Genomic DNA, 13,909 nt, shown 5'->3' on the forward strand with positions numbered 1-13,909 from the left:
GGAGTAACATAAATATGATAGGTGCAAATAAGATAATAGAGAAAAAGAGAGAATATTTATTTCCTTCATCTTGGGGAAACCATTTTTACAAAAACCCTCCACAAATAGTTAAAGGAGATATGCAATATTTATATGATAGTGATGGAAAAGAATATATAGATTTCTTCGCAGGAGTATCTGTAATGAATTGTGGACATTGTAATAAAGAAATATTAGATGTAACAATTAAGCAAATGCAAACTCTTCAACATACTACTATTATATATTTAACTGAACAAATGGTAAATTTAGCAGAAAGAATGTCTAAGATTTTACCAGGAGATTTAAAAAGAGTATTTTTCTGTTGTACTGGATCAGAAGCAAATGAAGGAGCAATGTTATTAGCTAGATTATATACAGGAAAAAATGAGTTTATTGCTCTTAATAATGGATTACATGGTAGAACATATTTAACAATGAGTGCAACAGGTATTCCTATGTGGAGAGCTGATCCATATTTATCTCAGGCGATACATTTTGCGAAAAATACTTGGGATTGTAATGGAGATCTTGAAACAGCAGCAAGAGAATCATTAAAGGATATTGAAAAAATTATTAATGATAGAGGTTCTGATAATATTGCAGCATTAATAGCTGAACCAATACAAGGTAATGGTGGAATAATAACTCCCCCATTATGGTACTTCAAAGAGTTAAAAAATCTTTTAGAAAAGAATAACATATTATTAATAATTGATGAAGTACAAACAGGATTTGCAAGAACAGGTAAAATGTTTGCTATAGAAAATTATGATGTTGTACCTGATATTATGACTGTAGCAAAGGCATTAGGAAATGGAATGCCTATATCAGCATTTTGTACTAATGATAAAATATCAGAAAAGTTTACTAAACCATCAGCATCTACATTAGGTGGAAATCCAGTTTCATCAGCAACAGCAATGGCAGTTTTAGATTATATTGAAAAATATAATTTATGTGAAAGCTCTAAAAAGTTAGGTGATATTTTAAAGGGTGAATTAGAAAAGTTAAAATCTAAATATTCTTTAATAAAGGATGTAAGAGGAATTGGATTAATGTTAGGAGCTGAGTTAATTAAAGAAAATGGAGAGCCAGCTTCTGAAGAAACTGATGTTATATTGGAAAATATGAAAGATAAGGGATTTATAATAGGGAAAAATGGAATGGGTAGAAATGTATTAGCATTCCAACCACCTTTAGTAATAAATGAGCAAAATATTAAAGATATGATAAAGGCATTAGATGAAGTATTAAGTGAACTTAAATAAAAGAAATAAGCTGTTACTAGTTGTAGCAGCTGTATTTTCTTAAATTTTATAGTTTTTTATATTAATATATAATTTAGTAATTAAGTTATCTATAATATTATTTAATATATTGATTTCATCAAAAGTAATATTTTTTATATGTATACCACAAGATACGACTACAGTTGTATTAAGTTGCTTTGCTAATAATTTTGCAGATTTATTTACTATTTCATCTTCTTTATGTCCAGGAACTGTTATTAATGATGAAGATGAGGTTAATTTGTTTATATCGTGAGCTAAAGTTACAGGAATACCAACTGCAACTGCACCTATATGTGGAATATCACCACCATATATAATTATGTTCCAGTCATTACCTATATTAATAGCGGTACAATTAATCTCATGATTTTTAAATTTTTCTGATATATGTAACATATAAATCTCCTTTAATATTATGTTTTTTAATAATTATAATATTAAAGGCAATAAAAATACATATGTAAACTAAATATTTAAAGATAAAATAAGTTATCAGATTAATATATTATGATTTAACTAAGGAGGAGAATATGGCTTTTAAAGATATACAAGCCTTTATGAAGGTATTAGAAAATAAAGGACAATTAAAGCGTATAACAGCTGAAGTTGATTCAGATTTAGAGATTACAGAAATAACTGATAGAGTTTCAAAAGAAGTTGGACCAGCATTGTTATTTGAAAATGTTAAAGGCTCTAAATATCCTGTATTAATTAATGCCATGGGCAGTTATCAGCGTATGAGTTTATCTCTTGGCGTAGATAAATTAGAAGAAGTTGAAGAAGATATAGCTAATTTAATCAATATGCAAAATTATATGAAGATACCTAACTTAATTAAGTCTATACCAAGATTGACAAGATTATTAGCTGTATTACCTTGGAAACTTCCTATAAAAGGTGCTTGCCAGGAAGTAATAGAGTATAATCCTGATTTATCTACTATACCAGTTTTAAAATGTTGGCCAGATGATGGAGGGAAATTTATTACATTACCATTAGTAATGACTAAAGATCCAGACACAGGTGTACAAAACACTGGTATGTATCGTATGCAAATATATGATAAGAATACTACAGGAATGCATTGGCATTGGCATAAAGATGGAAGAGAGATATATGATAAATATCGTAAATTAGGCGGTAAGATGCCAGTTTCAGTGGCTATAGGATGTGACCCTGCAATTACATTTTCAGCTATTGCACCACTACCTAAAATGATTGATGAGATGATGTTTGCAGGATATTTAAGAAAATGGCCAGTAAAAATGGTTAAATCAATAACTAATGATATATATGTTCCAGCTGATGCAGAGTTTGTACTTGAGGGGTATGTTGATGTAAATGAGCCTTTACGATTAGAAGGACCATTTGGAGACCATACAGGGTATTACTCTTTAGCTGATATGTACCCTGTATTTCATGTAACATGTATAACTCACAAAAAGAATGCAGTTTATCCAACAACTATAGTAGGTAGACCTCCTATGGAAGATTGTTATATGAGTAAGGCTACAGAGCGTGCATTTTTACCATTGTTAAAAATGATTTATCCAGAAATAGTTGATTACTCATTGCCATTTGAAGGAGTATTTCATAACTGTGTAATAGTTTCTATTAAAAAGAGATTCCCAGGTCATGGGAAAAAGGTTATGAACTCGCTATGGGGAATGGGTCAAATGATGTATGCAAAAATGATAATAGTAGTAGATGAGACAATTAATCCTCATGATATAAAGGCTGTTACAAAACAGGTCTTTGAATCAATAGATATGAAGAGGGATTTAGTATTTTCAGAAGGACCACTAGATGCTTTAGATCATGCATCAGCAAATGATCATTATGGATATAGATTAGGAATAGATGCTACTAATAAATTTAAAGCTGAAGGTAATAATATTAAATGGAATTGCCAAGTTAAAGTTTCATTAAAGTTAGAGCAATATTTAGAGAGTAATGAAAAAATAGCTAGTTTTAATTATCCTATAAAGGGAGCTATGCAAGGAGCATTAATTGTATCAATAAATAAAAGTGAGCCAAATGATGCTAAAAAGTTAATTAAAGAATTATGGAACCATGAAGATATGAAGTATAATAAGTTCTTAATTGTTGTGGATAAAGAAGTTAATGCAAATGATATTTCAACAGTAGCTTGGAAGGTATTTAATAACATAGATGCTAAAAGAGATTTATTAATTGAAGAGGCTAATTTTGATAATGAAAATTGCTTTGGTCATCGTTTAGGAATTGATGCAACAAAGAAGTTAAAAGAAGAAGGACATACTAGGGAGTGGCCTGATGATATAGTTATGTCTGAAGAGATAAAGAAAAAGGTAACTAAGAGATGGAGTGAATACGGATTTGAGAAAAATATTTAAAAAGATAAATGATTATGGAGTATTAGTAATGTTTTCTCATACTATATTTTCATTATCATTTGCTTTAATATCAATGTTATTAGCTGGAGAAGGCAAATTAAAGCCAATGGTTATATTTTGGATATTAGTTGCCTTTATGGGAGCAAGAACAGGGGCTAATGCTTTAAATAGAGTAATTGATGCTGAGATTGATGCAAAAAATCCTAGAACAGCAACTAGACAATTGCCACAAGGGTTAATGAATAAGAAGGAAGTATTAGTCTTTGTTATTGTATGCTTTGGAATTATGGTATTTGCTGCATGGAAGCTAAATACTATTTGCTTAATATTATCACCAATAGCATTATTCTTAATGATTATATATTCGTATACAAAAAGATTTACTTGGATGTGTCATTTAGTATTAGGTGTAACTTCAGCAGCAGCACCAGTGGGAGCTTGGCTTGCGGTTACAGGAAAAATATCATTAATTCCGTTAGTTATGGGAGCGGCTAATACATTATGGGTAGCGGGTTTTGATATAATTTATGGAGCTCAAGATTATGATTTTGATACTAAGAATGGAATACATTCAATTCCAGCTAAGTTTGGGGTTAAAAATGCATTAAATATATCATCAGCATTTCATGTATTAGCAGTAATATTTTTATTTATTGTAGGAGTATTATCACCTGAATTAGGAATTATATATTATATAGGATTAATTATAAATACAGTATTATTTATAATACAACATAAAATGGTTACAGAAGATAATCTAAAAAATGTTAAGATAGCATCTTATAGTATAAATCAAGTAATAAGTATAGTATTCTTACTAAGTGGATTAATTGATTGTTTAATTTAGGAGAGTAATATTATGAAAAAAATAGTAGTTGGAATTACAGGAGCAAGTGGAAGTATTTATGCTAAAAGACTTATAGAAGTTTTAGTAAGTAAAGGAATTCAAACTAATGTAATTTCTACAGATAAAGGCAAGCAAGTTTTTAAATATGAACTTTCTTTAGATTTAAAAACTTGGATTGAAGAGCTTAAAGATACATATAGTAATGTAAAGCTTGAAGATAATAATAATTTATTTTCTGGGGTAGCTAGTGGGTCGCATGGATTTGATGCTGTTATTATAGTTCCATGTTCTATGGGAACATTAGCGGAAGTAAGTCATGGATTATCTAAGAATTTATTATGTAGGGCTGCAGATGTAGCTTTAAAGGAAGGAAGAAAATTAATAATAGTTCCAAGAGAAACTCCATTTAATGCAATACATTTAGAAAATATGTATAAATTATCAAGAATAGGTGCAACTATTATACCTGCTATGCCAGGATTTTACAATAATCCGCAAACAATTGATGATTTAGTTAATTTCATGGTAGGTAAAATACTAAATTATCTTAATATAGATAATAATTTATTTAACAAATGGGAGGATACAGAATATGAAACTTAAGAAAATAATTGCACTAGCTATGACAGCTGTTATGACAGCATCTATGGTTGCGTGTGGAAGTAAAAAAGAAGAGGCACAAACAGAAAAAACTACATTAAGAGTAGGAGTAATGGGATCAATTGATGCAGTTCCGTTAGTAATAGCTGAACAAAATGGATATTTTGAAGAAGAGGGAATAGATTTAGACCTTCAAATATTTAAGGCAGCTAAAGATAGAGATGCTGCACTTCAAGCTGGGCAATTAGATGGAGTATTATGTGATGAAACTGCTATTTCTATTTATCAAAATTCAGATATAGATATGAAAATTACTGGAACTACAAATGGTTCATGGACATTAGTTGCAGGAAAGGATTCTGGAATAACTAATTTAAGCGATTTAAAAGGTAAAAAAGTAGGTATATCAGAAAACACAATGATAGAATATTTAGCAGATGATATAGCATTATCAAACGGGCTAGAAGTATCTGATATAGAAAAAGTTGCAATACCGGCAATGCCAGCTAGACTGGAAGCTTTAAAAAACAATCAAATAGATGCTGCTATATTACCAGCACCTTTTAATGATACAGCAGTTGCAGATGGTGGTATAGAAGTTACTAAAATATATAATAAAGATATAATGATTTCTGTAACAGCATTCTTACAAGAAGTGATTGATAAAGATGCTAAGGCTATTAAAGGATTCTACAATGCTTATAATAAAGCTATAGAGTTCATAAATTCTAATGATATAGCTGAGTATGAAGATATAATAATATCAACTGTAGGATATTCAGAAGATATGAGAGGTAATATTGTATTACCAGAGTTTAAAACAAACTATCTACCAGCAGAAGAAAATGTTCAAAATGTATTAGATTGGTCTAAAGAAAAAGGTCTATTAACTAAAGATATAAAAGCTAAAGATGTGATGAGTAACGTAGGTGTAAAGTAGTTTAAGGAGATATATATGATACAGGTAAAAAGTTTATCTGTTTTCTATAAGGCTAAAAGAGAAAATATAAAAGCGTTAGACAAAATAAATCTAAATATAGATAATAGCGATATATGTGCAATAATAGGGCCATCAGGCTGCGGAAAGTCTACTCTATTAAATGTGCTAGCAGGAATAATAACTGAGTATGAGGGTGAAGTTCTTTTAAATTCAAAGGGCTTAAGCCCTCATATTCATAAGATAGGATATATTCCACAAAATTTTGGACTTTTACCATGGAAAACAGTAGAGGAAAATTGTCTTTTATCTTTTAAAATAAAAAAAGAAAAAATAAATGATTATATTTTAAAAAAAATGGATATTCTTATGAAAAAATTAAATATAGATCATTTGAAAAAAAGATATCCTAGTGAGCTAAGTGGTGGACAGAAGCAACGTGTAGCAATTGTAAGAAGTTTTTTGATGAAGCCAGATATTTTGCTATTAGATGAAGCTTTTTCTGCTTTAGATGCAATTATTAAAGAGGAAGCTCAAGAATTATTTCTAAATATTTGGAGTGAAAATAAAATAAATACTTTTTTTGTTACACATAGCATTGATGAAGCAATATATATGGGAAAGAAAATAATTATAATGAGTAACACGCCAGGTGAAATAATAGAAGTAATAGATAATCCTATGTTTAATAATAAGAAGTATAGAGAAGAAAAAGATTATTTACAACTATATCTTCATATAAAGAATTTAATTAAAAAGGGGTGGGATAAATGACTGCCTTAAAGAAAATATGGAGTTTTATAAAAGGATTTATAATATTAAATATATTATGGTATGTTTGTGCTATTATAATGGATTCTAGAGTTCTACCTACACCAGATAAGATATATTTACATTTACCTGAGCTTTTTAAGAATGATTTTTATGTTCATATTTTGGCGAGTTTACATAGAATATTTATTGGATTATTATTGTCTTTTTTTATAGGAAGTATAATTGGAATAATAATGGGATATACAAAAAAAATTAACAAGATATTAAATCCATTAGTATATTTTGCATATCCAATTCCTAAGACGGCATTATTGCCGGTAGTAATGACCTTGTATGGACTTGGAGATGGTTCTAAAATAACAATTGTTGTTTTAATAACTGTATTCCAAGTTATAGTCTCAGTTAGAGATGCAGTTATAAATGTTGAAAAGGAGAATTATAATCCATTAATAAGCTTAGGTGCATCAAGATTGCAGATGTTTTATCATGTAACTTTACCAGCTATATTATCAGAAGTTTTAACAAATATAAGATTATCTATAGGAACTGCACTTTCAGTATTATTTTTTGCAGAAGCCTACGGAACTAACAGGGGAATTGGATATTTTATTCAAGATGCATGGTCAAGAATCAATTACATAGATATGTATTCTGGAATAGTTATTTTAAGTATTTTAGGGCTAATGTTATTTATAATTTTAGATTATATTGAATCTGTTGTTTGTAAATGGAAGAGAAATTAAATAAAGAGCAAATAGTAAAACTACCTATTTGCTCTTTATTTTTGTTCTGTATTAATTTTCTAAAGTAAAATCTTCATTTTCTAGTGTAAAAGAATCTCTTATACCATCAGTAATATAAACTTTTTTATCTTTAGTTATGAATATAGCATCAACATTAGATAAGCTCTCAACAAAATTTAATCCTTCTTCTAAGCCTTTTGCAAATACAGTAGTAGAAAGTGCATCAGCATCAGTAGACTTATCAGTTACTATAGTTACTCCTGCTATATTGTTTTCAAAAGGATATCCAGTGCTTGGATTAAGCAAATGATGATATTTTACTCCGTCTTTTTCAATATATCTTTCATATATACCAGATGTAACTACAGTTTTATTTTTTACTTTTAAAACACCTATAATATCACCTCTAGTATTAAAAGGATTTTGAATACCTATTTTCCAATCCTGTCCTGATGGTTTTAGGCCATGAGCATAAATATTCCCACCTAAATCGATTATAGCGCTGTTTACATTATTTTCTGTTAATATACGAGAGATTTCATCAGCAGCATACCCCTTTGCTATAGAACCTAAATCTATCATCATACCTTTGTTTTTTAGAAATATAGTATGAGCTTCTTTGTTAAGTTCTAAAAGATTATAATCTATTAAAGGTAATACTGAATTGATTTCTTCCTGAGTAGGAACTTTTGCATCATCTAATCCTATATTCCAAAGTTTAACTAGTGGGCCTATAGTTATATCAAAATCTCCATCAGAAAGTTTTGAATACTCAAGTCCTTTTTCTACTATTTCATATGTAGTAGATGTAACTTCAACAGGAGAAATTCCAGCGGAATCATTTACTTTATCAAGTTCAGTTCCGGTTTCATTAATACTAACTAGTGATTCAATTTCAGATACCTTATCAAATGCTTTATCTAATATAGTTGAATCGTCACTATCATATAGGGTTATTTTAATTACTGTTCCCATAAAAAGCTCTGTTCTTGAAATTGGTTCAGAAGTTGATGTTGTATTTTTATTGCATCCTATTAACGTAGTAATAATAATTAGTAGGAGTGGAAAAAATAAATTTTTAAGTTTTAACATATATACCTCCATAAATAATTTATTAATGAAAATAAGGTCTTTAAATATAGTATTATAATAAAAATAAAAAATAAAGGGGAAAAAGATAAAAATGTTATAACTAAAAGAAAAAAACTGAAATATGTAGAAAAAAATCATTCGAAAGTATATAATAATCATTGATTATTTATTAAAAATATTTAATTTTATAATTAAGAATTTGGAGGTGAGTTCTTGTTTAAAAAGTTAGACATAGTAATCATAATAGTATTAATAATAATATCATTTATTCCTGAAATAGTTTTTGGTATGGTCATGGGGTATAAGTATGATATGACTTATGCAGAAATAACTGTAGGTGGTAAGGTTTATTCTAAAATTCCTCTATCAGCTCATAAAGGAGAAGAGATTATTGATATAAATATAGATGGACATGAAAATAAAATAATGATAAAGGATGATACTATAAAAATGATAGATGCTGATTGCCCAGATTCTTTATGTATTTATCAAGGCAAAATAAGTAGGGTAGGACAATCGTTAGTTTGTTTACCTAACAAGGTTATGGTAGAGATAAAAGGTAGTTTTGTAGATGACGACGATGTTATATTATCTCATTAGGAGTGATTAAGATGAAGAAGACAAGCAAAATGGTATATATATCTTTATTAGTTGCACAGGCTTTAGTTCTGTCCTTGTTTGAAAGAATGATACCTGTTCCATTTATAACACCAGGGGCGAAATTAGGACTAGCTAATATAATTATTGTAATAGGATTATATACATTAGATAGCTATAAGGAAACATTTTTAGTAATAATTTTAAGAAATGTTTTATCAACAGTTTTTGGTGGAAATTTATCTTCCTTTATGTTTAGTTTGGTTGGATCTATTTTTAGTTTTTTAATAATGATTGCACTTAAGGAATTATTTAAAGAAAAAGTTTCAATTATTGGAGTAAGTGCTGCAGGTGGTGTATTTCATAATATTGGTCAACTTGTAGTTGCATCTTTTATAGTAAAAAATATAGGAGTTACGTTATATTTGCCAGTATTATCTATGGCAGGAATAGTAACGGGGATATTTGTAGGTTTAACAGGAGATATTGTAGTTAGGCATTTAAAAAAGTTACCTCAGTTTAGATAAAGACGAGTTATTATATTAATTAACAATAAGTACTACAAATAGGATAAAAAATAGTTTTGTTAAGTTATAAACTTAACAAAATTTATAAAAAAAGCCTGGAATTAATTAGGTAAAAAGTTATATAATAGTGATAAAATGCAAAAAAAATTTTGATTTTAAATTAATATTATTCCAAAAAATATTAAAAATAAAATATAAAATATAATTAAAAATAAAAAAATAGGTATATAAAATAATAAAATAATAATTAAAATGAGTAATTTTTGAAAAAATAATAAGTAAAGGTTTTTAAAATAAAGTATTGCTTTTATAAAGAGAATATTGTAGAATAAATACGAATTATTTATTAATAGGGGGATAAACGAATGATAAATAAAAAACTAGTTGCATTAGCAGCGGCTACTATGGTAGTTAGTACTTTATTTGTAGGATGTGGAGGAAACAAGGCAGAAGAGCAATCTACAGAAGGGTCATCTCAAGAAAATACTACTGTAAAAACAGTTGAAATACCAGGTGAAGAAGATACTACAATTGTAGAATTAACTTTAGAAAATGGAACTCCAGTATCTGTAAATATAGATACTAAAAATGCTGATGGATCAATGAAGTCAGAAGCTTCAGTTTCAGGTGAATATGACATGAAAAATGACGGTAAAAAATGGCATGAACAAATCGATTTATTAGAAGAAGCAATCGTTGAAAATAATTTCGATTTAAGCAAAATCAATATAACTGACGATGAAGGACACACAGATGCAATATCAGGTGTTTCAATAAAAGTTAAGGGATTTGTTGATGCAGTTCAAGAAGCTTTAGATCAAGTTAAATAATTAAATTTTATTATTTTAACATTGAAGGACTTTTATGAAGGTGAATTCAAATTAATGAATTCACCTTTTGTTTTAAGCAGAAAATATAAATAATAAATAGTTAAAATATAAAAGCTATACTATAATAAAAAATAGTATAGCTTTTATATTAATCATAGATTATGATAAGTTAATTATCACTTAAAAAAGGAGTTTTAAAATCACGAATTAATGCTAATAATTTACCTTTTATAACTTTATTAATATTATTTTTATATGTTAAATATAAGTTATAATTAATATTTTCTAATTCGGGTATATATATTTCTTTTAAAACACCTTGTTTTAATTCATTTGCAACACATATCTTAGGTAAAATAGATATAGATGGACCTATTAGCAAACAGCTTAAAATAGTATGAAGTGAATCTGTTTTTAGTATTACATTATTTAAATCAATAAAATCATTAATTTTATTTTCTATATTAAGGTCATCCTTCAGTAATAAAAAAGGCAATTTATTAAAATTGTTTGATTTGTAGGAGGCATTGCAAACACAAACTAATTTGTCAGTAATTAATAAATTTGAATTACAATCAGAATCCGTTAATTTTGTTGATGTAATTGAAATATCACAAACATTATTAATTAAATTACTATGTATTTTTTTTTGAGTTTGATAATTAATATCATAAAAAAAGTTATTATTTTTTCCAGATGATTTAGATAAAATTTTAGATAAAATATAGTAACCTGATAAACAACTTGTTTCAATAATTAAGCTATTTTTATCAGAGTTAATTTTATTTAAATCCTGTATAAGTCTATTGTAAGTAGAGAGTATTTCATTTGCATAATCATTTATTATTTTTCCTTCTTCTGTTAATTCAACGCCTTTATTGCTTCTAATTAGGGCAGTAACACCTAATTTTTCTTCCATTTTAGATAATTGTTGGCTTAATGCAGATTGAGATATATGAGAAGCAGCAGCGACTTTAGATATACTTTTTAAGGTTGCTACATCATGAAATAGTCTCAAAGATTCTATGTTCATATAAATACCTCCAATGATAAATATATATTAAAATAATATTTAGAAGTCTATAAAAAAATATATAATCATTTATATAAAGGGGAAATTATATTTTAACATAAATTATACAATAATAAATAGTATAATTAAATATATATACATAGTTATATTTACAAATGTTAAAAGAATGAAATAAAATGTGTAAAAAAATAAAAAGATACTAATTAAATTGATAAAATTATATATAAATTAAAAAATATTATATTAATCATTAAAAATTTTAATAATGTAAAAATAATGATTAAAACTGTATTTAGTATTATAATAAAAAAGTTAAGGAGGAATGCTTTCTTAATTTTTTTTGTTAAGATAATTAGTATATTATAAAAATCATATCTTAGAAATGTGGTGATTAAGTGTTAGGTCTTATAGGAATAAGAAAAAATGTTGATATAAAAATAAGAGAAAGACTATCTATTACATTAAGTAGGCAATCTAAGGCAATAAAAGAATTAAATAAAGTATACGAAGAAGTAGTAATAATAAGTACGTGTAATAGAACAGAGATTTATCTTTCTGATTGCTTAGGAAGTGAATATGAAATAAGAAAGATATTCGAAATATTAGATTGGGATATTTCATTTTTAGAATATACTTTTTATCTTGAAGGGGAAGATGTAGCTAAGCATTTATTAGAAGTAGTTTGTGGTTTTCATTCTAAGATATTAGGAGAAGATCAAATATTAGGTCAAGTTAAATTAGCATATGAATTAAGTTTAGAGCATAAGGCTATACATACAAAACTTTTAAGGTTATTTGAAGAAGCAATAAGTTGTGGTAAAAAGTTTAGAACAGAAAGTAAATTATATGAAATACCAGTATCAGCATCATCAATTGCAGTAAATAAAGTTGAAGAGTTTGGTGCAAGGAGTGTTATGGTATTAGGATATGGAACTATAGGTAATTTAGTAGTTAAATATGCATTAGGTAATAAATTTAACAAAGTATTTATCGTCGTAAGAAATAAGTCAAAGGTATCAGATTTAAAGGATGAAAGAGTTGAAGTCTTAGATTTTAATGAATATAAAGAAGTTATTAATGATGTAGATGCAGTTATAAGTTGTACAGCAGCTCCACATATTGTTATAAAAGGTGACTATATAAACAATCAAGGGAAAGAAATTATATTAATTGATTTGGCATTACCTAGAGATATTGACGAAAGTTTATCTGAAAATAAAAGAGTAACTTTATTAGATATAGATACTATAAGTAAGTTAGATGATAACAATAAGAAGTTAAGAAATGAAAAAATGGATGAGTATAAGTTTTTAGTTGATAAATACTTAAATGAATACAAAAATTGGTTAAATATTAGAGAAGTTACATATTATATACATGAAATGAAAGCTAAAGGCAATAGTGTTGTAGAAAGTAGAGTTAAATCTTTTGAACATAAATGTAAAGATAAAAGGGATGTTGATTTAGCTACAACTTTAATAAAAAGTACATCAGACTATTATATAAATAGAGCTATAAAATTATTAAAGGAAGAAAAGTTAAAAGGATGTGAAAAGGAATGTCTGAACATTCTAAGGCAAATCTTCATGGAGAATTAAGTTATGCACCTATAACGCTTTTTGGAGAAAAGCTTAAAGTTGGAGTAATAGGAGCAGGAAGAGGTGCATTAATAAAAGTAAGAAACTTTTATACAAAAGGTAGCAAAATAGAAGTTTTAGCATTAGATTTTTTAGATGATTTCTATAAATTTAATGAGGATAAAGTAAAGCTAATAAAGGGAAATTATAATAAGGGGTTTATATTAGATAAGCATTTAATAATAATTGCAATTGATGATGAGAATGTAATTAATGAAATAAAAGATGATTGTGAAAGATTATGTAAAATTTATATCAATTCATCAAAATTTAAGGATGGAATGGGGGTAATACCTGTTACAAGAGAAAGTAAATTTATTACTGTAGCAGTTAATACTAAAGTAGGAAATCCAAGAGGAGCTGTAATGGTTGTAGAATCTATTACTGAGTCTTTGCAAGAATTTGATGAATATATAAGACTAACAGGAAAAATAAGAAATTGTTTGTTTTTAGATAAGGAAATTAAAGATGATTTATTAAAATTTATAAATTCTAGTGATTGTAAATTTTTTTATGATAAAAATAAAATTTTTGAAGTATTTAAATTATTTTATGATGAAGATTTAGTTAGGAAGATAAAATCCTTAAGAAAGGAAGAATAATA

15 protein-coding genes are annotated in these 13,909 nt (G+C 27.1%); 12 read left to right on the top strand and 3 right to left on the bottom strand.

Annotated features, from left to right (window positions below; translation table 11 throughout):
* The first annotated feature begins 14 nt into the window (after positions 1-14).
* Positions 15-1,289, top strand: a complete 1,275-nt coding sequence (locus tag Q0Y03_RS06115; RefSeq protein WP_297712962.1) for an aspartate aminotransferase family protein — start codon at positions 15-17, stop codon at positions 1,287-1,289.
* Positions 1,290-1,328: 39 nt separating this feature from the next.
* On the opposite strand, the gene Q0Y03_RS06120 is transcribed toward Q0Y03_RS06115, so the two are convergent.
* Complete coding sequence (locus Q0Y03_RS06120) at positions 1,329-1,709, bottom strand: hypothetical protein (RefSeq protein ID WP_297712963.1); 381 nt, start codon at positions 1,707-1,709, stop codon at positions 1,329-1,331.
* Between the two features lie 134 nt (positions 1,710-1,843).
* On the opposite strand from Q0Y03_RS06120, the gene Q0Y03_RS06125 reads away from it, so the two are divergent.
* The 6 genes from Q0Y03_RS06125 to Q0Y03_RS06150 are packed head-to-tail and all read left to right on the top strand — an operon-like array spanning position 1,844 to position 7,589.
* Entirely contained in the window at positions 1,844-3,688 is a 1,845-nt protein-coding gene (locus Q0Y03_RS06125) for a menaquinone biosynthesis decarboxylase (RefSeq protein ID WP_297712964.1), read from the top strand.
* Complete coding sequence (locus Q0Y03_RS06130) at positions 3,672-4,535, top strand: UbiA-like polyprenyltransferase (RefSeq protein WP_297712965.1); 864 nt, start codon at positions 3,672-3,674, stop codon at positions 4,533-4,535. The genes Q0Y03_RS06125 and Q0Y03_RS06130 overlap by 17 nt, the downstream gene beginning before the upstream one ends.
* Positions 4,536-4,547: 12 nt before the next feature.
* Entirely contained in the window at positions 4,548-5,138 is a 591-nt protein-coding gene (locus tag Q0Y03_RS06135) for a flavin prenyltransferase UbiX (RefSeq protein ID WP_297712966.1), read from the top strand.
* Positions 5,128-6,075: a MetQ/NlpA family ABC transporter substrate-binding protein gene (locus tag Q0Y03_RS06140; protein ID WP_297712967.1), complete on the top strand. Its 948-nt coding sequence runs from the start codon at positions 5,128-5,130 to the stop codon at positions 6,073-6,075. The genes Q0Y03_RS06135 and Q0Y03_RS06140 overlap by 11 nt, the downstream gene beginning before the upstream one ends.
* Before the next feature lie 15 nt (positions 6,076-6,090).
* Complete coding sequence (locus Q0Y03_RS06145) at positions 6,091-6,846, top strand: ABC transporter ATP-binding protein (RefSeq protein WP_297712968.1); 756 nt, start codon at positions 6,091-6,093, stop codon at positions 6,844-6,846.
* Complete coding sequence (locus Q0Y03_RS06150; protein WP_297712969.1) at positions 6,843-7,589, top strand: ABC transporter permease; 747 nt, start codon at positions 6,843-6,845, stop codon at positions 7,587-7,589. The genes Q0Y03_RS06145 and Q0Y03_RS06150 overlap by 4 nt, the downstream gene beginning before the upstream one ends.
* A 51-nt stretch (positions 7,590-7,640) precedes the next feature.
* Here Q0Y03_RS06150 and Q0Y03_RS06155 read toward each other — a convergent pair whose 3' ends face one another.
* Positions 7,641-8,681 (bottom strand): FAD:protein FMN transferase, encoded by a 1,041-nt coding sequence (locus Q0Y03_RS06155; protein ID WP_297712970.1) that lies wholly within the window; start codon positions 8,679-8,681, stop codon positions 7,641-7,643.
* A gap of 213 nt (positions 8,682-8,894) precedes the next feature.
* On the opposite strand from Q0Y03_RS06155, the gene Q0Y03_RS06160 reads away from it, so the two are divergent.
* The 3 genes from Q0Y03_RS06160 to Q0Y03_RS06170 all read left to right on the top strand — a co-directional run bounded on the left by Q0Y03_RS06160 (position 8,895) and on the right by Q0Y03_RS06170 (position 10,635).
* A complete protein-coding gene (locus Q0Y03_RS06160) occupies positions 8,895-9,281 on the top strand; it encodes a NusG domain II-containing protein (protein ID WP_297712971.1) in 387 nt (128 codons plus the stop codon).
* Positions 9,282-9,292: 11 nt separating this feature from the next.
* On the top strand, positions 9,293-9,805 hold the full coding sequence (locus Q0Y03_RS06165) for a Gx transporter family protein (protein ID WP_297712972.1): 513 nt from the start codon (positions 9,293-9,295) through the stop codon (positions 9,803-9,805).
* Positions 9,806-10,170: 365 nt separating this feature from the next.
* On the top strand, positions 10,171-10,635 hold the full coding sequence (locus Q0Y03_RS06170; protein ID WP_297712973.1) for an FMN-binding protein: 465 nt from the start codon (positions 10,171-10,173) through the stop codon (positions 10,633-10,635).
* Between the two features lie 169 nt (positions 10,636-10,804).
* Here Q0Y03_RS06170 and Q0Y03_RS06175 read toward each other — a convergent pair whose 3' ends face one another.
* Positions 10,805-11,668 carry a LysR family transcriptional regulator gene (locus tag Q0Y03_RS06175; protein ID WP_297712974.1) on the bottom strand — a complete coding sequence of 288 codons (864 nt, stop codon included), beginning with the start codon at positions 11,666-11,668 and terminating at the stop codon, positions 10,805-10,807.
* Positions 11,669-12,063: 395 nt separating this feature from the next.
* On the opposite strand from Q0Y03_RS06175, the gene hemA reads away from it, so the two are divergent.
* Together hemA and Q0Y03_RS06185 are read left to right on the top strand one after the other, a co-directional pair.
* A complete protein-coding gene (gene hemA, locus Q0Y03_RS06180) occupies positions 12,064-13,266 on the top strand; it encodes a glutamyl-tRNA reductase (protein ID WP_297712976.1) in 1,203 nt (400 codons plus the stop codon).
* Positions 13,227-13,907 (top strand): NAD(P)-dependent oxidoreductase, encoded by a 681-nt coding sequence (locus tag Q0Y03_RS06185; protein ID WP_297712977.1) that lies wholly within the window; start codon positions 13,227-13,229, stop codon positions 13,905-13,907. The genes hemA and Q0Y03_RS06185 overlap by 40 nt, the downstream gene beginning before the upstream one ends.
* The last annotated feature ends 2 nt before the right edge of the window (positions 13,908-13,909 follow it).

This window comes from Clostridium sp. (assembly GCF_026168755.1).
Classification (GTDB): Bacteria; Bacillota; Clostridia; order Clostridiales; family Clostridiaceae; genus Clostridium.